Origin of the sequence: Streptomyces sp. NPDC018000 (assembly GCF_044328025.1) — a bacterium.
Taxonomy (GTDB): Bacteria; Actinomycetota; Actinomycetes; order Streptomycetales; family Streptomycetaceae; genus Streptomyces.
In genome coordinates, this window is sequence record NZ_JBIRGM010000005.1 from 68,867 (window position 1) to 90,402 (window position 21,536).

18 protein-coding genes and 1 tRNA gene are annotated in these 21,536 nt (G+C 70.2%); 11 read left to right on the forward strand and 8 right to left on the reverse strand.

Going from position 1 to position 21,536, the window contains the following annotated elements:
- The first annotated feature begins 252 nt into the window (after positions 1 to 252).
- The gene (locus tag ACH4EW_RS14760; RefSeq protein ID WP_398256267.1) at positions 253 to 1,317 is read left to right on the forward strand and encodes a Dyp-type peroxidase; all 1,065 of its coding nucleotides are present in this window, start codon (positions 253 to 255) and stop codon (positions 1,315 to 1,317) included.
- On the forward strand, positions 1,314 to 2,111 hold the full coding sequence (locus ACH4EW_RS14765) for a family 1 encapsulin nanocompartment shell protein (protein ID WP_398256270.1): 798 nt from the start codon (positions 1,314 to 1,316) through the stop codon (positions 2,109 to 2,111). The genes ACH4EW_RS14760 and ACH4EW_RS14765 overlap by 4 nt, the downstream gene beginning before the upstream one ends.
- Before the next feature lie 433 nt (positions 2,112 to 2,544).
- On the opposite strand, the gene ACH4EW_RS14770 is transcribed toward ACH4EW_RS14765, so the two are convergent.
- Together ACH4EW_RS14770 and ACH4EW_RS14775 are read right to left on the reverse strand one after the other, a co-directional pair.
- On the reverse strand, positions 2,545 to 2,748 hold the full coding sequence (locus tag ACH4EW_RS14770) for a hypothetical protein (RefSeq protein ID WP_398256272.1): 204 nt from the start codon (positions 2,746 to 2,748) through the stop codon (positions 2,545 to 2,547).
- A gap of 108 nt (positions 2,749 to 2,856) precedes the next feature.
- Positions 2,857 to 3,567: a ScbR family autoregulator-binding transcription factor gene (locus tag ACH4EW_RS14775; protein WP_398256274.1), complete on the reverse strand. Its 711-nt coding sequence runs from the start codon at positions 3,565 to 3,567 to the stop codon at positions 2,857 to 2,859.
- 554 nt (positions 3,568 to 4,121) lie between these two features.
- On the opposite strand from ACH4EW_RS14775, the gene ACH4EW_RS14780 reads away from it, so the two are divergent.
- Positions 4,122 to 4,820 (forward strand): HAD family hydrolase, encoded by a 699-nt coding sequence (locus ACH4EW_RS14780; RefSeq protein WP_398256276.1) that lies wholly within the window; start codon positions 4,122 to 4,124, stop codon positions 4,818 to 4,820.
- 184 nt (positions 4,821 to 5,004) lie between these two features.
- Here ACH4EW_RS14780 and ACH4EW_RS14785 read toward each other — a convergent pair whose 3' ends face one another.
- Entirely contained in the window at positions 5,005 to 5,532 is a 528-nt protein-coding gene (locus tag ACH4EW_RS14785; protein WP_398256278.1) for a DoxX family protein, read from the reverse strand.
- Between the two features lie 254 nt (positions 5,533 to 5,786).
- Between ACH4EW_RS14785 and ACH4EW_RS14790 the strand changes: the two genes are divergently transcribed.
- The 4 genes from ACH4EW_RS14790 (at position 5,787) to ACH4EW_RS14805 (ending at position 10,134) form a co-directional block, all read left to right on the forward strand.
- The gene (locus ACH4EW_RS14790) at positions 5,787 to 7,802 is read left to right on the forward strand and encodes an FAD-dependent oxidoreductase (protein ID WP_398256280.1); all 2,016 of its coding nucleotides are present in this window, start codon (positions 5,787 to 5,789) and stop codon (positions 7,800 to 7,802) included.
- Positions 7,803 to 7,891: 89 nt separating this feature from the next.
- Positions 7,892 to 8,431 carry a PadR family transcriptional regulator gene (locus tag ACH4EW_RS14795; RefSeq protein ID WP_398256282.1) on the forward strand — a complete coding sequence of 180 codons (540 nt, stop codon included), beginning with the start codon at positions 7,892 to 7,894 and terminating at the stop codon, positions 8,429 to 8,431.
- 116 nt (positions 8,432 to 8,547) lie between these two features.
- Positions 8,548 to 9,375, forward strand: coding sequence for an SDR family oxidoreductase (locus ACH4EW_RS14800; RefSeq protein ID WP_398256283.1), 828 nt, complete (start codon positions 8,548 to 8,550; stop codon positions 9,373 to 9,375).
- A gap of 66 nt (positions 9,376 to 9,441) precedes the next feature.
- Positions 9,442 to 10,134, forward strand: coding sequence for a formylglycine-generating enzyme family protein (locus ACH4EW_RS14805; protein WP_398256285.1), 693 nt, complete (start codon positions 9,442 to 9,444; stop codon positions 10,132 to 10,134).
- A 70-nt stretch (positions 10,135 to 10,204) separates the two neighbouring features.
- Here ACH4EW_RS14805 and ACH4EW_RS14810 read toward each other — a convergent pair whose 3' ends face one another.
- From ACH4EW_RS14810 to ACH4EW_RS14820, 3 genes are all read right to left on the reverse strand, one after another.
- Positions 10,205 to 11,446: a cytochrome P450 gene (locus tag ACH4EW_RS14810; RefSeq protein ID WP_398256287.1), complete on the reverse strand. Its 1,242-nt coding sequence runs from the start codon at positions 11,444 to 11,446 to the stop codon at positions 10,205 to 10,207.
- A 225-nt stretch (positions 11,447 to 11,671) separates the two neighbouring features.
- Positions 11,672 to 13,018: a carboxylesterase/lipase family protein gene (locus tag ACH4EW_RS14815; RefSeq protein WP_398256290.1), complete on the reverse strand. Its 1,347-nt coding sequence runs from the start codon at positions 13,016 to 13,018 to the stop codon at positions 11,672 to 11,674.
- Positions 13,019 to 13,212: 194 nt separating this feature from the next.
- Positions 13,213 to 13,962 (reverse strand): TetR/AcrR family transcriptional regulator, encoded by a 750-nt coding sequence (locus ACH4EW_RS14820; RefSeq protein ID WP_398256293.1) that lies wholly within the window; start codon positions 13,960 to 13,962, stop codon positions 13,213 to 13,215.
- A 93-nt stretch (positions 13,963 to 14,055) separates the two neighbouring features.
- Here ACH4EW_RS14820 and ACH4EW_RS14825 point away from each other — a divergent pair, with 93 nt between their 5' ends.
- Both ACH4EW_RS14825 and ACH4EW_RS14830 read left to right on the forward strand, forming a co-directional pair.
- Positions 14,056 to 15,690, forward strand: coding sequence for an amidohydrolase (locus ACH4EW_RS14825; protein ID WP_398256295.1), 1,635 nt, complete (start codon positions 14,056 to 14,058; stop codon positions 15,688 to 15,690).
- A gap of 341 nt (positions 15,691 to 16,031) precedes the next feature.
- Positions 16,032 to 17,186, forward strand: a complete 1,155-nt coding sequence (locus tag ACH4EW_RS14830; RefSeq protein WP_398256297.1) for a PP2C family protein-serine/threonine phosphatase — start codon at positions 16,032 to 16,034, stop codon at positions 17,184 to 17,186.
- Positions 17,187 to 17,352: 166 nt separating this feature from the next.
- Here ACH4EW_RS14830 and ACH4EW_RS14835 read toward each other — a convergent pair.
- Both ACH4EW_RS14835 and ACH4EW_RS14840 read right to left on the reverse strand, forming a co-directional pair.
- A tRNA-Pro gene (locus ACH4EW_RS14835) sits at positions 17,353 to 17,426 on the reverse strand.
- A gap of 50 nt (positions 17,427 to 17,476) precedes the next feature.
- Positions 17,477 to 20,110: an ATP-binding protein gene (locus ACH4EW_RS14840; protein WP_398256300.1), complete on the reverse strand. Its 2,634-nt coding sequence runs from the start codon at positions 20,108 to 20,110 to the stop codon at positions 17,477 to 17,479.
- A gap of 108 nt (positions 20,111 to 20,218) precedes the next feature.
- Here ACH4EW_RS14840 and ACH4EW_RS14845 point away from each other — a divergent pair, with 108 nt between their 5' ends.
- Positions 20,219 to 20,737: a DUF309 domain-containing protein gene (locus ACH4EW_RS14845; RefSeq protein WP_398256302.1), complete on the forward strand. Its 519-nt coding sequence runs from the start codon at positions 20,219 to 20,221 to the stop codon at positions 20,735 to 20,737.
- 43 nt (positions 20,738 to 20,780) lie between these two features.
- Positions 20,781 to 21,536 carry a precorrin-6A synthase (deacetylating) gene (gene cobF, locus ACH4EW_RS14850; RefSeq protein WP_398256305.1) on the forward strand — a complete coding sequence of 252 codons (756 nt, stop codon included), beginning with the start codon at positions 20,781 to 20,783 and terminating at the stop codon, positions 21,534 to 21,536.

Below are 21,536 nucleotides of genomic sequence, written 5' to 3' on the forward strand. Positions count from 1 at the left end.
GTCGTCCTCCGGCCCGGCGGACGCCAGGGTGTCCGCAGTCCGCTCGGCGTTCTCCGGGGCGCCGTCGGCGTCGGGGTCCGGGCTGCCCTGTCCACGGCTGGTACGACACCGCCCGCGGCGGCAACGCCCGGTCGGGCGACCCGGGGTGCGGCGTCGTCGTACGTGTGCGTAAGTAGCAGCGGGCCTCTTGTCGCCACACCGCCCGCGAGCCCGCTGCCGTCCCGTACCGCTGACGCCCCATGGAGCACCCGTATGCCCGACGCCACGCCGGAACCGGTCGCGGCCCAGCCTGTTGTCGCGCCGCTGACGAGCGCCGCCCTGATCCTGGTCGCCACGATCGAGCCCGGCGGTGAACCCGTCGTACGCAAGGTTCTGCCGGATCTGGCGGCGATCGCCCGCTCCATCGGATTCCGGTTCCCGGGCGCCGGCCTGGTCCCCGTGACCGCTTTCGGCTCCGACGCCTGGGACCGGCTGTTCGCGGGGCCGCGGCCGGCGGGGCTCCACCCGTTCCAGGAACTGCACGGTGCCCGCCACCATGCCCCCGCCACCCCGGGGGATCTGCTGTTCCACATCCGGGCCGAGCGGATGGACGTCTGTTACGAGTGGGCGGCCCAGCTCCTCGACCGGCTCGGCGGGGCGGTGAAGGTCGTCGACGAGACACAGGGGTTCCGCTACTTCGACCACCGGGATCTGCTCGGCTTCGTCGACGGCACCGAGAATCCCGTGGGGGCAGATGCACGATCGGCGGCCCTGGTCGGCGCCGAGGATCCGGAGTTCGCGGCCGGCAGCTATGTCACCGTGCAGAAGTATCTGCACGACCTCGCATCCTGGAACGCGCTGAGCACCGAGGCGCAGGAGCGGGTCATCGGCCGTACGAAGTTCGCCGACATCGAGCTCTCCGACGACGTCAAGCCCGCCGACTCGCATGTCGCCCTCAATACGATCAACGAACCGGACGGCACGTCGCGCGAGATCCTGCGGGCCAACATGGCGTTCGGCAGCTTCGGACAGGGCGAGTTCGGCACGTATTTCATCGGTTACGCCGCCGATCCGGGCGTGACCGAGCAGATGCTCCGCAATATGTTCCTCGGCAGTCCGCCCGGTACGTACGACCGCATCCTCGACTTCTCGACGGCGGTCACCGGCACGCTCTTCTACGCCCCCAGCGCCGACTTCTTCGACACCCCGCCGCCGTCGCCCGCCGTGACCGAGGCCGTGCCGGAGCCGACGTCCGCGCCGGCAGTGGCACAGGCCCCGGTCCGTTCGGCCGACGGTTCGCTGCACATCGGCAGCCTGCAAGAAAGCGCCCATCGATGAACAACCTCCACCGCGAACTCGCCCCTGTCACGGAAGCCGCCTGGGACCAGATCGAAGAAGAGGCCCGGCGTACCTTCTGCCGCCATCTGGCGGGCCGCCGTGTCGTCGATGTCACCGGCCCGGACGGCCCCGAGCTGGCAGCCGTCGGCGACGGTCATCTGCGCGACATCGATCCGCCCACACCGGACGTGACCGCCCGGGCCCGCACCTCGGTGCCCGTCATCGAATGGCGGGTGCCGTTCACGGTGACCCGGTCGGCCGTGGACGATGTCGAGCGCGGTTCCGACGACAGCGACTGGCAGCCCGTCAAGGACGCGGCCCGCACCTGTGCGTTCGCCGAGGACATGTCGATCATCGACGGGTACGCATCCGCCGGGATCACCGGACTCCGGGACGGTTCCTCGCACTCACCGCTGCCGCTGCCTGCCGACGCCCGCGACTACCCGACCGCCGTCAGCCAGGGACTGACCCAGCTGCGGCTGGCCGGTGTCGACGGACCGTACCGGCTGCTGCTGGGTGCCGATGCCTTCACCGAGGCGACCGAGACCTCCGACCACGGATACCCGGTGGCCACCCACCTGGCCCGGCTGCTCGACGACCAGATCCTGTGGGCACCCGCCGTCACGGGAGGTGTGCTGCTGTCCACCCGTGGCGGCGACTTCGAACTGCGCCTGGGCCAGGATCTGTCGATCGGGTATCAGGACCACGACGCGACCAGCATCCGGCTCTACTTCCATCAGGCGTTCACCTTCCGAATGCTGACGCCCGAGGCCGTGATCCCGATCATCGCCTGAGGCATTACGCGTACTCACCGAAGCCGCGGCGCGGGCGAACGCCGTCCCGGCCGGGGCCTGAGGTGCACCGCCCGGACGGACAGACCCCGTGCAGCGCACCGGACGGCGGTCATCCGGCCGACCGGGGTGACGGCTCCGGTGCCGGCATCGGCTCGGGTGTGGGCGGCTGCGGAATCGGATCCGGTGACGGGCCGGGCGGGACGGGTCCGGGCGGCGGGGGCGGCGGGGGCGGCAGCGGCGACGGAGGCCCTGGCATCGGTCCCGGGGTGGGCGCCGGTGGCACGGGGTCGGGGTACGGATTGGTCATCAGGGGCCTCCGAGCGGTTCGGGGTGGATCTCCTTCCACCGTCCCCCGGAGCGGCTGCCCGCGCCTGGTGAGTCCATACGCACAGGTTCCGAATGATCCGTGCGGGTCCGGAACCCGAACGGCAGGTCAGCGCGCGGCGGCGAGTCCCGGCCGGGGGCCGGAGAGCACCGCGATCAAGGTGGCCGTACGGGTGACCGCATCGGCCATGGACGCCTGCGCCGGCACGATCACATCGGCATCCGTCACCGCGTCGGTCGCGGCCGAGGCCTCGACCAGGTCCGGACAGCCGTCGCGGTCACCGGCCTCGACGCACGCCCAGGCGCCCTCCACGAAGAGGGTACGGACATCGACAGGCCGGTTTCCCGCCTCTTCGGTGAGCAGCGCGAAGGGTCGGCTCCAGGGTGTCGGCTCGGGCAGAGCGGGACGACGGAGACGCCCTCACGGCCCGTCGTGGCGACCTGGCGCCGGGCTGTCTCGCTCGGACCAGGTGGGCGGGCCGTTCACAGGGAACCGTGCTCGAGCTCGTGCAATCAGGGCGGCGGGGTCGGGCCGCGCCTGGAGCGCGTTCAGGACCAGGAGCCACCACTGGTCCAGCCGTGACCCGAGTTCCTGTTCCCTCGCGACCTCGTCGGTGAGGCTGTACAGACCGAAGAGCGCGCACACGAGTGTCGTGGCGGTGCCCGACGGCTCGATCCCCTCGGCGAGTTCGCCGTTGGACCGGGCCTCGGCCAGAAGCCGTGTGGCGGCCGCCGTCCAGGCGGCAAACGGTGTGGGCACGGTCGCGTCGATGCCCTGGCGCTCGGCCCACAGGCGGGCGCCGGCGCGGGCTACGACGTCCTCGCGCAGGACTCTGGCGATTTCGAAGCTCAGAGCGACGAGCTTCTCAAGCGGCGGGACGTCCGGGGCCGCGTAGTGCTGAGCCAATTGCGGCCATGCGGCGAACTGTTCACCGACAACGGCGAGGGCCAGCTTTTCCTTGCTGGCGTAATGAAAGTAGATGGCTCCACTGGTCTTCCCGGAGCGGCCACTTATGTCATTGATGCTGGTGCCCGCGTATCCCTGTTCGACAAAAAGTTGTGCTGCGGCTTCCAATAGGGATCTCCGGGTAGCTCGCGCCCTGTCTTGCACGTATGTTCCACCTTCGTTCATTCATGCAATGAGTCGGCGCAGGAGAGTAGTGCGCCCGCGCATTGGCGGCACTGCACCGCCGGCCGCTGAGCTTTTATTATTCTTCGACCGTGCGTGCATGTGGGTGACATCTGTGAAATTTTCGACCTCATCCCGATGGCTCCGCGAATGAGGCTGCCCCCGTGCGGTCACTACGACAACGCTTGAATCAACTGACCTGTTTTACAGGGCAGTTGTGAAGACTTACGGCGCTCCACGGCCGCCCCTCGGCCGCCCCGCCCCTCGCGTCTAGCCTGCGACCGGCCTGCCCGTCAAACACTCGAAGTAGTGATTGCGCACCTCTTCGCACAAAATTAACGTAGCGACCACGATGTTTTCGGGCTCGACCCATGAGACAGCTGATGTCCGGAGCGACGGGCCCCACGCAGGCGAATCGACCACTTTCACGGACGGTCAAGAAGGAAGACGGTTCGGCATCCCGGTCTCAACAGTCGAGCGCATCCCTCCCGCAGTCCGGCATCTCGCGAACCGGTCGACAGAGCGGGGTCGGCAAACTCTCCGAGAACGGCAGAGAAATGACATCTCATCGCATCCTTGACTGGTCCCCGGCCGCTATCGTCTTCGATTGCGACGGAACCCTGATGGACTCCGAAATCCACTGGCAGGACGCACGCAACAGAGTCTTCAGAGAGTTCGGCCTCAAGCCCCCGGCCGGATTCGCCGAGCGAGCCAAGGGGGTGCATTACACCGAGTGCGGGAGCCTCATGGCCGAGGAGACCGGAAAGCCTGACCTCACCGCCGATATGACCGATTCGCTTCTCCGGCACTTCACGGCGCTGGTCGCCGCAAACCCCGTCACCATGCCGGGCGCGGCAGCGCTGGTCCGCCTGGCCGCACACCATCTGCCACTCGCGGTTGCCAGCAACTGCCCCCTGGACATGGTGAAGTCCAGCCTGGACCGGGCCGGACTGCTGGGCCACTTCGGCCACATCGTCGTCGCGGGCGGCACGTTGCGGCCGAAGCCCCATCCGGACGTCTATGCCGCCGCGGCGGATCTCTGCGGCGTGCGGCCACAGGACGCACTGGCGGTGGAGGACTCCGTCACCGGAATCGACTCGGCTCGAAGCGCCGGTTTGCGCGTGCTGGGGACCGGCCCCCGCCCCGCCGGCCGGGGTGCGGACCGGGCCGATTTATGGGTCCGCGCCCTGAATGACCCGGAACTGGTGGCCTGGGCCAACGCCCGGATCGCCAAGGCAGAGCCACCCCGCGAATGAGGTGCCGGGCACCTCGTCGAAATCCGCGCACAGGCTCTCCACCCAACCGGATCGGTCCGCACGTGCGTTGATGCGCCAGTACGAACGCTGGTCGACCTGGCGCTCACGCCGGGACGCCGGTGGCCCTGCGCCACCGGCACACCCGCGGTCCCTGTCCTCCCGGGTGGTCCGTCCTGCCGGGTGGTCAGGTCGTGTCGGGGTCGACCACGGCCCGGCCTCTGGCGCGCTTGCCGACGATGGCTGCCACCGCGACCGCGCTGCCCACGAAGGCGAGGGGGACCATCCATGGCTGGTTGAACACGTGCCAGGTGGCGTGGTCGAGGGAGTACCGGCCGGGTCCGGTCAGGCCGATCGCCGCAGCGGTGAAGCCGAGGAAGGCCGGGTACTCGTAGCCGCCCCCCTGTGCGAAGAATCCGGCGGGTGCGTGGACGGCCACGGCGCCCGCCATCGCGCCGGCAGCGGCCGCACCGGCCGCCGGGGTGGCGAGACCGAGGGCCAGCAGTGCGCCGCCGCCTGCCTCACCGAGTCCAGCAGCGACCGCGCTGTGCTTCGGCGGATGGAAGCCCATGGCCTCCATCGCGGCAGTGGTGCCTTCGATGCCCCCACCGCCGAACCAGCCGGCCAGCTTCTGGGCGCCGTGCGCGACCAGTACCGCGCCGGTACCGACGCGCAGGACGAGCAGGCCGAGGTCACGCCGGTCGAGGCAGGCCATGAGAGTCTCCGCGAGGTCCGGGGGTCAGGGGGCTTCGACGCGCCACCCGCGCCGTGGCGAACGGGCGCCACGGTTCCACTTGGCGCCACGGTTCCACTTTCCGTGACCCGGGGCGCCGGCGTGTCCTGGTGTTACGCCGTCCGAGGGACGACCGCACTCGTGACTCTGCGACGTACACCATTGTGCAACTTGTTGCACAATGGTGTACCGGTGGTCTACAACTGGCGCAACGACACTGCGCGAGGAGCCGCCTCATGAGCCCGTACCCGAATCTGCTGAGCCCGCTCGACCTCGGGTTCACCACCCTCCCCAACCGGGTGCTGATGGGGTCGATGCACATCGGTCTGGAGGAGGTCGAGCGCGGCTTCGAGCGGATGGCCGCCTTCTACGCGGAACGCGCCCGGGGCGGCGTCGGCCTGATCGTCACCGGCGGCATCGCTCCGAACGCCCGCGCCTGCTCACTGCCCGGCGGCGCCAAGATGACCACCGAGGCCGAGGCCGAGCAGCATGCGCGGGTCGCCGCCGCCGTGCACGAGGCGGGCGGCCGGATCGCCATGCAGATCCTGCATTTCGGCCGGTACGCGCACCATCCCGGCCTGGTTGCGCCGAGCGCGATCCAGGCGCCGATCAGCGCATTCACTCCGCACGCCCTCACAGACGACGAGGTCGAGGAGACCATCGAGGACTTTGCCAGGGCCGCCGAGCTCGCGCAGCGTGCCGGGTACGACGGTGTGGAGATCATGGGCTCCGAGGGCTATCTGATCAACGAGTTCATCGCCGCCGCCACCAATCACCGCACCGACCGCTGGGGCGGCTCGTACGAGAACCGCATCCGGTTCCCCGTCGAGATCGTGCGCCGGGTCCGCGAACGGGTCGGCAGCGATTTCATCCTGATCTACCGGCTCTCGATGCTGGATCTGGTGCCCGGCGGTTCCTCGCTGGAGGAGGTCGTGCAACTGGCCCGCGAGATCGAGGCCGCCGGCGCGACGATCATCAATACGGGAATCGGCTGGCACGAGGCCCGTATCCCCACCATCGCCACCTCGGTGCCACGCGGCGCCTACACCTGGGTCACCGAAAAGGTGCGCGGTGCCGTCTCCGTACCGCTGGTGACGAGCAACCGCATCAACACGCCCGAGGTCGCCGAGAAGATCCTCGCCTCGGGGCGGGCGGACATGGTGTCGATGGCCCGGCCGTTCCTCGCCGACCCGGACTTCGTCGTCAAGGCGTCCGAGGGCCGCGCCGACGCGATCAACACCTGCATCGGCTGCAACCAGGCCTGCCTGGACCACGTCTTCAGCGGCCAGGTCACCTCCTGCCTGGTCAATCCGCGGGCCTGCCACGAGACCGAGCTCACCTTGTCACCGACCCGCACCGTCAAGCGGGTGGCGGTCGTCGGCGCCGGGCCCGCCGGTCTCGCGTGCGCCGTCGCGGCGTCCGAGCGCGGTCACAAGGTGACCCTCTTCGACGCCGCCGAGGAGATCGGCGGCCAGCTGAATGTGGCGCGCAGGGTTCCCGGCAAGGAAGAGTTCAACGAGACGCTGCGCTACTTCCGTACCCGGATCGCGGAGGAGAAGGTCGAACTGCGGCTCGGTACGCGGGCCACGGCCGATGTGCTCGACGGCTTCGACGAGGTCGTCCTCGCCACCGGTGTCACGCCCCGCTCCCCCGCGATACCGGGTCTGGACCACCCCAGCGTGGTCAGCTACCTCGATGTCCTGCATGACGGGGCGCAGGTCGGCGACCGGGTCGCGATCATCGGGGCGGGCGGGATCGGCTTCGACGTCGCCGAGTTCCTGACGGACTCGGGTGATGCGGCAAGTCTCGACCCCGAGGTGTTCTTCCGGCAGTGGGGCGTCGACACCGACTACCGCGACCGGGGCGGTCTTCGCGCCCCGGAGCGTCCGAAGACGCCGCGCACCGTCCATCTGATCCAGCGCAAGACCAGCAAGGTCGGTGCGGGATTGGGCAGGACGACCGGGTGGATCCACCGCACCGAGTTGCGGCACCGCGGCGTCACGATGATCGCGGGCGCCTCCTACGACCGGATCGACAACGACGGACTGCACCTCACGGTCGACGGCGAACAGCACCTTCTGCCGGTCGACACGGTGGTGCTCTGCGCGGGCCAGGAGCCGCGCCGCGAGCTGTTCGAGCAGCTGCTCGCCGCCGGCCGCCCGGCGCATCTGATCGGTGGCGCCGATGTGGCCGCCGAACTGGATGCCAAGCGCGCGATCCGCCAGGGAACGGAGCTCGCGGCTTCGCTGTGACGGATCCGGAAACCCCCGGCCCGGGGGTTTCCGACCGGCCGGCCCCTCCGTCATGGGGCCACTGCCCGTCCGTCCTTAGGATGCACCCCATGTCACTCCCGCATGCGATCCTCACCGCTCTGCTCGAAAAGCCGTCGTCAGGGCTTGAGCTGACCCGCAGGTTCGACCGGTCGATCGGCTATTTCTGGTCCGCCACGCATCAGCAGATCTACCGCGAGCTGGGGAAGCTGGAGCAGGCCGGGCAGATCCGGGCGCTGCCGTCGGAGCAGCCCGCCCGTGGGCAGAAGAAGGAGTACGAGGTACTGCCCGCGGGCCGGGAGGCGTTGTCCGCATGGGTGGCCCGCCCCGAGGACCCCAAGCAGATCCGGGATCCGCTGCTGCTGCGGATGCGGGCGGCGGCGGTCGTCGGGGCGCCCGGCCTGGATGCGGAGCTGCGCCGCCATCTGAGGCTGCACCGTAGGCAGCTGGAGAAGTACCTGGAGATCGAGGAGCGGGACTTCCCGCCCGAGCGGAACTCCGACGAGGACCGGCTGCGGCATCTGGTTCTGCGTGGCGGCATCGATCTGGAAAACTTCTGGATCGGCTGGCTGACGCGGGCACTGGCCCGGGACGAGGAGCCGCGTCCGTAGGTGGGTTGCTTCAGCACGTGACAGTTCGGCCTTGGCGACGACTGGTTCACCAAACAAACGATTGGTAGCTTTATCGAACCGATCAGCGTGCACTTCGGCCCCAGCAGAGGCGGACCATGGACATCGGCAATCCGATCGACTTCACGGGACGGGCAGTGCTCGTCACCGGTGGCACGAAGGGTATCGGCGCCTCGATCGCCGAGGCCTTTCTCTCCGCCGGTGCGGATGTGCTGGTCTGCGGGCGCAACGAACCGCCAGAACCTGCGGCCGGCGGCACCCGGCAGGCACACTTCCGCGCGACCGATGTCCGCGACCCGGTGGCCGCCGCCGCTCTGGTCGACACGGCGGTGGAACGGTTCGGACGGCTGGATGTGCTCGTCAACAACGCGGGCGGCTCCCCCGACGCCGACGCGGCCACCGTTTCGCCGCGGTTCGTGGAGAAGATCGTCGCGCTCAATCTGCTGGCCCCGTTCTATGTGGCGCAGGCCGCCAACCGGATCATGCAGGGCCAGAGCGAGGGCGGCTCGGTCATCAACATCGGCAGCGTCTCCGCGCACACCCCGCAGCCCGGCACCGCCGCCTATACGGCGGCGAAGGCCGGGCTGCTCGCACTGACCCGGGCACTGGCTCTCGAATGGGCGCCGAAGGTGCGCGTCAACCACATCACGACCGGTCTGATCCGCACCGAGAGCGCCGCACCGGTGTACGGGGAGGACGGCGGCGCCGCGGTGGCCGGGGTGATTCCGATGCGACGGATGGCCGTACCGGACGATGTGGCACGCGCCTGCCTGTATCTGGCGGGCGGTCTGGCTCCGTACGTCAGCGGGGCCGATCTGGCGGTGCACGGCGGGGGTGAGGTGCCGGCCAGGTTCGTCGCCTCGAAGGGCGAACTGGGGCGCGGGTTCCGGTCTGTATCGTCACCTCTCGAAAGCCCAGACGTATGAGCCGCCCCCGGGGCCGCTGACAGTCAGCGCGCCGACCTCGTACGCCGACGCACATGAGGAGCTGCGATGAGCCCTGGATCGATACTCCGACAGGAGCTCGCCGCAGGCCTGAGGAGCATCCCTGCCGGGGAGATCACCCTGCGGGACGAGGGCACGAAGACGGAGTGGAACGTCGAGGTCGGAGCCTTCCGGCTGGCGCCGTATCCCGTGACCCGCGAGCTGTACCGAGCCGTTCGGGGAGAGGCGCCGGCGAGTTCGGCGGGGCCGAGGACTCCGGTGACGGAGGTCTCCTGGAAGCAGGCCGTTCGGTTCTGCAACCTGCTCTCGCAGGCGGCTGGACTCGAACCCTGCTACTCGATCGGTGACGACCGCGACGGGCAGGACGTGGTCTGCGACTGGGCGGCCGACGGCTATCGGCTCCCGTCCGAGGCCGAGTGGGAGTACGCGTGCAGGGCCGGTACCTCCGGTGCACGCTACGGAGAGCTGGACGAGATCGCCTGGTACCGCGGGAACTCCGGCGGCGAGGTGCACGATGTCGCGACCAAGGCACCGAACGCGTGGGGCCTCCACGACATGATCGGCAACGTGTGGGAGTGGTGCTGGGATGTCTACGATCCCCGGGTCTACGGCCCGTACCGCGTGTTCCGTGGCGGAGGTGGATACGATCACCCCCGAGGATGCCGGGCGTCGTGCCGCCGCAAGAGTCACCCGACCTTTCGTATCGACGACCTCGGATTCCGGCTCGCCCGATCGCTCTGAACGGGGGACGTGCAACGCGTCCGGTCGATGCTGTTCGTCCTGGGACGCCCCCACCGGCCGGGCAGGTGGCTCAGGAACGACTGCCGACGGTCGCGTCATCGGATGTGAAGGTGACCGGTAGGTGTTCGGGGCCGCGCAATCCGCCCGGCCGCCATCGCAGTTCGTCCGGGGGCACGCCCAGGGCGAGGTCGGGAAGGCGGCGCAGGGCGGTGCCGATCGCGATCTGGCCCTCCAGCCGGGCCAGCGGTGCACCCAGGCAGTAGTGGATGCCGTGTCCGAACGCGAGGTGGGCGTTGTCCTGCCGGGCGATGTCCAGGCGGTCGGGTTCGGGGAAGTGCTCCGGGTCGCGGTCGGCGATGGCGGAGGCGACCAGCACGGTCGCGCCGCGCGGGACGTTCACCCCGGCGATGGTGACGTCCTCGCGCGCGAACCGGGCGATGCCGGGGTTGACGGGTCCGTCGTAGCGCAGGAATTCCTCGATCGCGCCCGGCAGCAGCTCCGGGTCGTCCCGCAGCATCCGCAGCTGGTCGGGGTGGGCGAGCAGCGCGGCGATGCCGCTGCCGATCAGGTTGACCGTGGTGATGTATCCGGCCGCCAGCAGGAGGAATGCCATGGCGATCAACTCGTCCTCGTCCAGCCGCTGTTCCTCGTCCCTCGCCACGATCAGCGCGCTGAGCAGGTCGTCCCCGGGCCGGGCTCGTTTGGCCTCCAGGAGCTTGGTCAGGTACGAACGCATCTGCCCCCACGCCTCGTCCACCCGGGCCGGGTCCGGCGGCTCGGTCCCCCGGAGGGTCATGTCGTCGGTCCACCGCTGGAAGTCATGCCGGTCGGCCACGGGTACCCCGAGCAGTTCGCTGATCACGGTGACCGGAAGCGGCAGCGCGTAGCTCTCGATGAGGTCGGCGCGACCGGCGGGCACGATCTCGTCGAGCAGCCGGTCGGCGATCTCCTGGACGCGGGGCCGCAGCTCCGCCACCCTGTGCGCGGTGAACGCCTTGGAGACCAGTCGGCGCAGGCGGGTGTGGTCGGGCGGGTCGGATCGGAGCATGTTGCACAGCACCGACTCACGCTCGGTGGCGGGCAGCCGCTCGATGAGCCGGGGATCCGACGCATCGCGGACGTCGCTGCTCAGCTGCGGGTGGGACAGGGCCATGAGGCCGTCCTCATACCGCGTGACCAGCCAGGCTTCCAGGCCCCCGGCGATGACGGCGCGCCGCACCGGGCCGGCCTCGCGCAGCTGTGTGTAGAGCGGAAAGGGATCAGCCACGAAGGCCGGGTCGGTATAGGGCAGGAGGACCGGCTGCTGGCTCATCATGCCTCCCGTAGGGCATCGCGCCTCTTTGCGCGGCTTGAAATGTTTTGTACAGGGATGTCCCACCGTAATGGGTCTGCGGCGGCGCCGGAGGGAAGCCACTCGTCTGTCACCAGCACAGCTCGGCTTCAGACTGCGGGACCGCCTGCAGGCGACGCGCACGGGCAGTTCGATCACCTTCCCGGTTGCCTGTGCCCCAACCCCGCCGACGCCGCTCACAGCGGTTCAGGGCAGCAAAGTCTCACGTACACGACGCAGTGGGTCATGCAGCGTGCGGGGTTCGGTGGCCCATATTCGGGTCGCGCGGGTGTCGTGCGTGTAGGGCGGCCAGGCCGGGCCCGGGTCGATGTCGCGGACGAAACGGACCCAGGACGCGTGGATGGCGTCGGCGAGCGGCTGGGGTGGGTGGGCGCCCACGGCCTCGGGGACGCCGGGGGCGTTCAGGAGGTCGAAGGCGAAGGGGATGTCCACGCAGTGATGCGCCAAGCCCTCGAAGGCGGGCGCCGTCGCAGTCCACTCGAACTGGTAGAGCCAGGTGGGACGGGACGCCCGGGCTCGGGCCTCGGCGATGGCGATGGCGGGGGCGCGGAACAGCTCGTCCGTGAGGGACTGTCCCACCTCGGCGGGCTGGATCATGTTGAACTCGTGGGCGGTGAAGCCGATCATCAACGGCACGTCCGCGCCCGCCTCTTCGTCGATGAGTGCCTCCGGCACCGGCCTCGGAACGAGTTCGCCGTCGGCAAAGGGCGCGAGGACCAGCATCGGGAGTGCGTCGCGGTCCGGGCCCGGCTCGCCCAGCCTGTCCTGGAGGACGAGGAGTTCGTTGTCCGTCAGGTCGCGCAGCGCGGCCGCTGTCGCAGGTGTGCCGGTACGGGCGGTGAACAGCGTCGACACCATCTCGGCCAGGTCTCTGCCCTGCGGCCGCATGGTCGCGCCGGAAACCGATATCGCCGCCCTGAACAAACCTTGGGCTGCGGGCACGGCGAGCAGCGTCTGGACGGCCCCGCCGCCCGCCGACTGGCCGGCGACGGTGACCTTGGCCGGGTCACCGCCGAAGTCCGCGATATTGTCGCGGACCCACTCCAGGGCGGCGACCCAGTCCCGCACCCCCCGGTTGTCGGGGGCGTCCTCAAGGTGCAGGTAGCCCTCGATGCCCAGTCGGTAGCCGACCGACACCAGGATCACCCCGTCCCGGTTGAACGCGGCCCCGTCGTACCAGGGGCTGGCGGCCGAGCCTGCCACGTACCCGCCGCCGTGGATCCACACGAGAACCGGCAGCGGTTCGGCGGGGGCGAGGTCAGGGGTGAAGACATTGAGGTTCAGGACCGCGTCGCCCGGAATGGACGGCTCGGGAATGGTGGTGACCTCGGCGAACGGACGGCGCTGGGCTGTCGGGCCGTACGCGGTGGCGTCCAGCGGCTCGGTCCACGGCTCGGGCGGTACGGGCGCGGCGAAGCGGAGTTCGCCGACCGGCGGCTGCGCGTACGGGATGCCGAGGAAGCGGAGGCTTCCGTCGGTGCGGCGTTCACCTCGCACCGGGCCGTGCGTGGTGCGGACAAGGGTGTCGGTCATCGAAGAGTGCTCCTGTTGTGTGCGGCTCGGTTGCGGGGGCGTCGTGTTCGACGTAGTTGCGGATCTTCCGGGACGTCTCGGGATGGGGACCTTTGCACCGTACGCGCGGTCACCGGCGCCACCGTGATCCGGCCGTCGTGCAAGACTGATCCGCCGAAGCCAGGAGGGGGCGGCTGATCGGAGCCCGACAGGCTCTATCCAGCGGCCCCCTCCTGCTTCCCACCACCTGATCCTCCTGGGCCGCTCGTGGCGGGCCGTCGCGCCGCCATCGCGTCCAGTATCAGTTCCAGGGCAAAGGGATAACCGCTGTCGCGCATGTCGGCGGCGAGCAGGGGGAAGGTCGCGGCGATGTTCGGGTGCGTGGTGGCCGACAGCTTGCCGTACACCGTGTTCCAGACCTCCGTGTCCGCCTCCAGGGCAGCCTGCGGAAGGGCGAGGGCGGCGGCGTCCTGGGCCGCGAAGGCGAGGGCCTGGTCGACGAAGGCGTGGTACATCCGCACCGCGAGAGGGTCCGGGAAGCCCGCCGAGCGCAGGACGCCCAGGATCGTCTCTACGGCCTCGGTCTCGTGGACGCGTCCGGTCGTACGGTGCGCCGCCAGCAGGGCGGCCTGCGGATTGGACCGGTAGGAGGCATGAATCCGCAGACCGATCGCACGGAGGTCGGCGCGCCAGTCGCCGGTGGGCGCCCAGCCCTCCTGCGCGCGGCCGACCAGCTCGTCGGCGAGGGTGAGCAGCAGTGCGTCGGTATTGTGGAAATACCGGTAGATGGCGCTGGGGTCGGCACCCAGTGCGGCACCGAGCCGCCGCACCGAGAGCGCCTCCGCACCGTGCTGAGCGACCAGGCGCAGCGCGGTCTCGACGATCAGCCGTTCCGAGAGGACTGCGCCCTGCTTGGTCGGCCTGCGCCGCCGTCGCTCGCTTTCGGGAACCACGCGTTCAGCCATGCGGCGACATTACGTCAACACCCTTGACGTGTAAATGGCCGAACCGCTTGCATGGCGCCGCACCTCATGCTTCCTCACGTTCTGGAGCACCGTATGAGCACCGCCGATCTGGTCTTCACCCGCGGAGCCGTCTTCACCGCCGATCCGGCCCGCACCCGGGCCACTTCACTCGCCGTCGTCGGCGACCGGATCGCCGCCGTCGGGCACGACGACGTGCGCGATCTCATCGGTCCCGGCACCGAGGTCGTCGACCTTCGGGGGAAGCTGCTGCTCCCCGGCTTCCAGGACGCCCACATCCACGCGGTGTTCGGCGGGACGGAGCTGGCCGAGTGCGACCTGACCGGCACCGTCGGCGTCGAGGAGTACCTGGGCCGGATACGGGCCTACGCGGACTCCCACCCCGACCACCCGTGGATCACCGGCGGCGGGTGGTCCATGGAAAGCTTCGACGGTGGCCTGCCGACACGGCAGTTGCTCGACTCCGTGGTCCCGGACCGTCCGGTCCTGCTGTCGAACCGCGACCACCACGGCGCATGGGCCAACACCCGGGCACTCGAACTCGCCGGAATCACCGCCGCCACCCCCGACCCCGCCGACGGCCGCATCGAGCGCGAACCGGACGGCACACCCAGCGGGATGCTCCAGGAGGGCGCCACGGCGCTGGTCTCCCGCCTGGTCCCGGCGAGCACCCCCGCGGACCGGCTCGCCGGACTGCTGCGGGCCCAGAAGCTGCTGCACTCCCTCGGCATCACCGGCTGGCAGGACGCCCTGCTCGGCGAGTTCAGCGGCAGGCCCGACCCGTCGGACGCCTATCTGGCCGCCGCCCGCGACGGCTCGCTCACCGCCCGCGTCACCGGCGCGCTGTGGTGGGATCGTGAGCGCGGCGCCGAGCAGATCGACGAACTGGTCGCGCTGCGCGCGAAGTTGAGCCATGGCCGCTTCCGGGCCGGCTCGGTGAAGATCATGCAGGACGGCATCGCCGAGAACTTCACCGCGGCGATGACCTCCCCGTATCTCGACAGCTGCGGCTGTGCCACCGCCAACACCGGCCTGAGCTTCGTCGACCCCGCCGCTCTGCGCGATTACGTCACCCGGCTCGACGCCCTCGACTTCCAGGTCCACTTCCACGCCCTCGGCGACCGGGCCGTCCGCGAGGCCCTCGACTCGATCGAGGCCGCCATCGAAGCCAACGGACACCGAGGCAACCGCCACCACCTCGCCCACCTCCAGGTCGTGCATCCCGACGACCTCGCGCGCTTCGCCCAGCTCGGCGCCATCGCCAACATCCAGCCGCTCTGGGCCGCGCACGAACCGCAGATGGACGAGCTGACCCTCCCCTTCCTGGGCCCCGAACGCGCCGCCTGGCAGTATCCGTTCGGCGGTCTGCTGCGCCACGGCGCCACCCTGGCCGCCGGCAGCGACTGGCCCGTCAGCAGCCCCGACCCGATCGCGGGCATCCATGTCGCGGTCAACCGGATGGAGCCGGGGGCAACCGACGGCCGGGTCTTCCTCCCCGAGCAGCGTCTCGACCTGGCAACGGCCGTCGCCGCCTACACCGCGGGCACCGCCCATGTGAACGGCCTGGACGACACCGGCACCCTGCGTCCCGGTAACCTCGCCGACCTGGTGGTCCTGGACCGCGACATCTTCACGGCGCCGGCGGAGGAGATCGCCGAGGCACGCGTCCTGCGGACCTACGTGGGCGGCACGCTCGTGCACACCGCCTGAGAGCCGACGCCGGACGACCCGGCTCACCTGCCGTCCCCCGGGACATCGAATCGACCCGCACGCATGGGACTGTCAGTGCCGACTGCGACACTGACCGCAATCGCCAGGCGCGATCACCGTGCAGCGCTCCCCGCAAGCGGGGTGGCTCATTGTCGGGTCGGTGGTCGTGGTGGCGGCGGGCAGGCCGATGTGCCGGGACTGGATGCCTGCCCTCGCGCGCCGGGCCCGTGTCATGCGCATGTAGGTGACGGAGCGGGGTACTCTCCCGCCGGCACCGTCGCCTGGCAGGGGCCGGCCGGCTCCTCTCGCTATCCGCCCTGGGTGGGTGCAATGTGGAAGACATGGCTTCCAGGCGGCGCTTTGCCGGGATGGGGCAGCTACGGCCGGCCCATGCGTTGCTGGTGCTCCCGGTCGCGCTCATCGTGTTGATCACAGTCGTGGACGTAGCGACCCCCAACATCGTCCTCGGCCCCCTGCTGGTGATCGCGCCCGCGATCGCCGCGTCGTTCGCCGGGCCCTGGGCGACGGGCGGCATCGGAGCCCTGGCCGTGGCGGCGCAGGCGTTCATCGGCTGGCACCTCGGCGTGCAGTACTCGCAGAACCTGCTGGTGCAGGTGTTCGCCCTCACGGTGCTCTCCTTGCTGATCGTGTTCTTCTCCGTGGTGCGCCGTTGGCGCAGCCGCCAACTGGCCCAGGTGCGGTCGGTCGCCGAGGCCGCCCAGCAAGCCCTGCTGTGGCCACTACCCAGCAGGCTCGGCCCGCTGCAACTCGCCTGCCTCTACCTGTCCGCCGAGGAGGAGGCCGAGATCGGCGGCGACCTGTACGCCGCCGCCCGTACCGACAGCGCAGTGCGTGTGATGATCGGCGACGTACAGGGCAAGGGGCTGCCCGCCATCGGCGAGGCCGCCCTCCTGCTCGGCGCCTTCCGCGAGGCCGCTCACCAGCACGCCGCCCTGCCCCAAATGGCCCTTGCCCTGGAACGCAGCGTGACCCGCTACCTGGCCGACTTCGAACCGGCGGATGAGGCCGGGGAACGCTTCGTCACCGCTGTCCTGCTGGAAATCCCCGACGACGAACCCGTCATTCAAATGACCAGCTGCGGCCATCCGGCGCCCTTGCTGTTCGGTCCGGACAACACCGTGACCGTCCCGAACCTGCACCCCGCACCCCCACTGGGCGTCGGCATCACCGACCCGGACGACCACACCCTCGACGTGCTGCCCTTCGACTCCGACAACACCCTGCTCCTCTACACCGACGGCGTCATCGAGGCCCGCGACCGCCACGGCGCCTTCTACCCGTTCGCGGAACGCGCCGCCCAGTGGTCCGACAAAAGCCCCGAAGTCCTGCTTCACCACATCCAGCGGGACCTGCTCGCCCACACCGGAGGGAGCCTCGGCGACGACATCGCCCTCATCGCCATCCGCCGCGCAACCACCCCGCACCCCAGCCACCGCTCGTGGAGCCACCAGGCGACGCAGAAGGTGAGCGATTGAGGTGACCCCTGTCCGGTGGACACCTGAGAGGGCGGTTCGTGATTTTTGACGTGGGTCGTGGCACGGGGAGCGATGGGAGCATCAGGAGCAGGAGAGGGCGCCCCAGTTGCTCCCGGATATGGCTCAGGGGCCATCCGTAGATGGCCCCTGAACTGCGACGTTACCGTCGGGACGACAGGATTTGAACCTGCGACCCCTTGACCCCCAGTCAAGTGCGCTACCAAGCTGCGCCACGTCCCGATGCGATTCCCCCCGGTGTTCCCGGGCGGCTGCGCAGGACAAACATTACCTCACTCCGAGGACCGGATCGACGCCTGTGCCTGGTGGGCACGGTTTGCCAGGGTTTCGGCGCCGCACGCCGTGGCCAGTTTGTGGGCTCTGGCGAGTTCGCGCGGGGAGCGGATCGCGATGCCGTAGTCGACAAGGGCCAGGGCATGTTCGTACGCGGACGGGGACGCCTCCAGGTGGCGGACCGACTCGGCCAGCAGATGCGTGGCGTCCTCGGGGCCGGCGAAGAGGGCCGCACAGCGCAGGGCCTCACCGATCGCGGTGGCCGTGCCGAAGCGTTCGGCGTGCGCCCGGGCCGAGTTGGCGAGTTGGGCGGCGCGGCCCGGGTCCTCCTCGGCCAGTGCTCGGGCGAGATCGCCGGCCCAGGGAGCCCAGACGCCGTTGAACCTGCCGCGGGGTTCGAGGGCCTGACCGGCCGCTTCCAGTTCGCTGGCCGCTTCCTTCGTACGGCCTTCGGCCAGCAGCAGCCGTCCGCGTACGCATGGCGCGTCGGGCAGCACCATCGCGCTGGGGTAGGGCGATCCGAAGTCGTAGCGGTCGGCGACTGCGCGGGCCTTGGTGACACGGCCGCGGGCGACCAGTGTGTCGATCAGCAGGCAGGCCGCGTCCCAGTGGACGGGAAGTCCGCTGCCGACACGGTCGGCGAGGCGCAGTCCTTCGCGGAGGAAGCCCTCGGCCTCGGCCAGCCGGCCACGACGGCGGTGGACCAGCCCGAGCAGGGTGTGTGCGAACGCGAGATGTGCACCGCTCCAGCCTGAGATCTCGAAGGCGCGGACGGCCTCGCCGAAGAGCTCCTCGGCCCGGTCGAGCTGGTCCGTGAAGGCGTAGGTGATGCCGACGAGGGTCGGGAGTTCGAATCCCCACTCGCTGTCGGTCCAGCCGAGCCCGCGCGCTGGGTGGCCGTCGACCAGGGCGCGTTCGCAGAGGTCGACGATGAGCTGGGAGTTCTCGCCGCGCATCATGGCGTCGAAGGCGCGGATGGTGAGCAGGGCACGCTCGGCATTGTCGCGGCCGGACAGCTGGTCGGCGTTGCGGGCGAGCCGGGCCGAGCGGGCGGGTCCGTCATCCTCGGCGGCCTGCATGCCCTCCCAGAGGAAGTGGGCGGCCTGGAGCCGCATCAGGCCTGGGCCGGGTGCGGTGCGTGCGGCCTCGGCCGCGAGGGCGCGTGCCGCTTCCTTCAGCTGGTTGTTGTGGGAATGCGCGGCCGCGAGCCGGTAGGTGGCGTCGACCCGCTGGTCGTCGGAGAGTCCGGGCATCTCGAGGGCGGCCCGCAGATGCTGGACGGTGGTGGCCGGGGAGCTGAGTAGCGTGGCGCAGCCCAGTTCGTACAGCAGGGTGGCCTCGACCGGATGGCGCGGCGATTCCTGCAGGGCGCGTTCGAGGCAGCGGCGGGCGGCCTCCGGGGCACCGACCGCGAGGTGGTGTTTGGCTGCTTCGCGGAGCTGCTCGACCAGTTCCTGGTCGTCGTCGGGGTGTACTTCGAGGAGGTGGCGGGAGGCCGCGGCGGGGCCGAGTCCCGCCCGGGTGATCGCCCAGGCGGCCTGACCGTGCATGGCGGTGCGGGTGGCCGGCGGGATGGAGCGGTACACCGCGGTCGCGATCAGCGGGTGGACGAACTCCAGCGGGTCGAAGCCGGTGACGATACGGGCCTCGCGCAGGCGCGCCGTGCAGTCGGCGGCCTCGGCGGGGCTCATTCCGGCAAGGGTGGCTGCGAGATCCTGCGAGATGTCCGTACCGAGGACGGCGGCGGCCCAGGCGAACCGGGTGGCGCTGGTACCGATCCGTTCGAGCCGGGCGACGAGTCCGCTGCCGCGGGCCGATGCGCCGAGTTCGCGCAGCAGTCCGGCCGACTCCTCCAGGGGCGCCAGTTCGCGGTCCTGGACCTTGGCGACGAGTTCGACGGCCTCGTAGGGGTTGCCGCCGGTGACGGCCCACACCTCGCGGCAGAACGGGTCGTCGGCGTGTTCACCGAGGCCTGTGCGGACCAGTTCGGCGGTGGCGTCCGGAGTGAGGGCGCGCAGCGCGACCCGGACCTGGGAGAGGTGGGCGCTGCCCGGTGCGCTCTCCGTCTGCCGCGCTGCCAGTTCTTCCGGCCGGTGGGCCTGGACGACCAGGACGGGCAGTTCACCGAGGCGCGCGGTGAACGAGGCGAGCCAGGCGAGGGATTCGCCGTCCGCCCAGTGTGCGTCGTCGACGACGAGCATCGGCGGACGGTGCCTCAGCCGGGATGCGAGCTGGGAGACAACCCAGTCGAGGCCGTCCCGCACACCCTGCGGATCGGGCTGGGGGCCGCTCGGTTCGGCGAGTCCGAGTGCGGGCGCGGCGATCTCGTACCAGGCCCCGAACAGGGCCCGCACCTCGTCGGGCGGGAACTGGTCGAGGGCGGGCTGCAGGAGTTGGCGCACGACGTGGAACGGCACGGATGTGACCGTTTCGCCGCCGCGTGCTGACCAGACCGTGCAGCGGTCGGCAGCCATCGCCTGGATCTCGGCGAGCAGTGCGGTCTTGCCGATGCCTGCCTCGCCGCTGAAGACCAGCAGCCCGCCGGCTGCCTGGGCGCCGCACAGAGCTTCTACGGCTTGTGCGGCAGCGGCGAGTTCCGGTTCGCGCTCGTACAGCGGCCGGGACTGCTTCATCCCTACCCTCCCCAAAGTGGTGCAGACGACTGTCGACACTAGTCGTGCGCGGGGGTCCACGGACAGTGGTTCGGGCAGTTCGTCGCAGGTACGGGGCACAATCGAGGGGTGGAGGAGACTCACAGGGACCGCGATGCCGAGGGCCGCGCGCGCAATGCGCGCCCGCGTGACGGCCTGGGGCGCCCCCTGCCGTACGGGGCACCGGGAGTGGAGCGGCAGCCCGAGGGTGCGGCCCGTACCCCCGAGGAGACATTGCGTGAGGCGCAACGGCTGCTGGACGCGGGGATGCCGTTCCATGCGCACGAAGTTTTCGAAGATGCGTGGAAATCGGGCCCGGTGGCGGAGCGGGAGTTGTGGCGCGGTCTTGCGCAGCTCGCCGTGGGGCTGACGCATGCGGCGCGGGGCAATGCGACGGGCGGGGCCCGGCTGTTGCGACGGGGCGCGGCGGCGCTCGCGGAGTTCGGCGCCACCCTTCCTCACGGGATCGGGGTCGATGGGCTGATCGGCTGGGCCGAGGAGCTGGCGGAGCGGGTCGAGGCGAAGCAGTCCTGCGCCTCGGACGCGGGGCGTGTGCGGCCCGTCGACGCGGCCGACGAGGCGCCGTGTCTGCGGCCCGGGGGCCGGTAGCCCGGACGCCCGGGATGTTGAGGCATAGGGCAGACTCGGTGCAGTGAGAAAGATCTATGTCATCGGCATCGGCGCGGGCGACCCCGACCATCTGACCCTCCAGGCCGTCAAGGCGCTGAACCGGGCGGATGCGTTCTTCATCCTCGACAAGGGTGAGGAGAAGTCAGATCTGACCGGGCTGCGGCGGGACATCCTCGATGTGCATGTGAAGAACTCCTCGTACCGGCTCGTCGAGGCGCGGGATCCGGAGCGGGACCGCAGGACGTCGGACTACTCACCCGCGGTGGACGACTGGCGCAGGCGCCGCGCGGATCTGTACGAGCGGTTCATCGCGGAGGATCTCGGCGAGGACGAGTGCGGGGCGTTCCTGGTGTGGGGTGATCCCGCGCTGTACGACTCCACGCTCGGCATCCTCGAAGAGATCCTCGACCGGGGTTCGGTCGCCTTCGACCACGAGGTGGTGCCGGGGATCAGCAGTGTCTCCGCGCTGCTGGCCAAGCACCGGACGGGGCTGAACCGGGTGGCGAGGCCGGTGCAGATCACGACGGGCCGGCGGCTGGCCGAAGGCTGGCCCGAGGGAGTCGACGACGTGGTGGTGATGCTCGACGCACGGCAGGCGTTCACCCGCCATCTCGACCAGGATCTTCACATCTACTGGGGCGCGTACGTGGGGACCGAGGACGAGATCCTGGTCTCGGGGCGCCTCGCCGAGGTGTCGGACCGGATCGAGGAGCTGCGGGCCGGGGCGCGCGCCCGCAAGGGCTGGATCATGGATACGTATCTGCTGCGTCGCGACTGA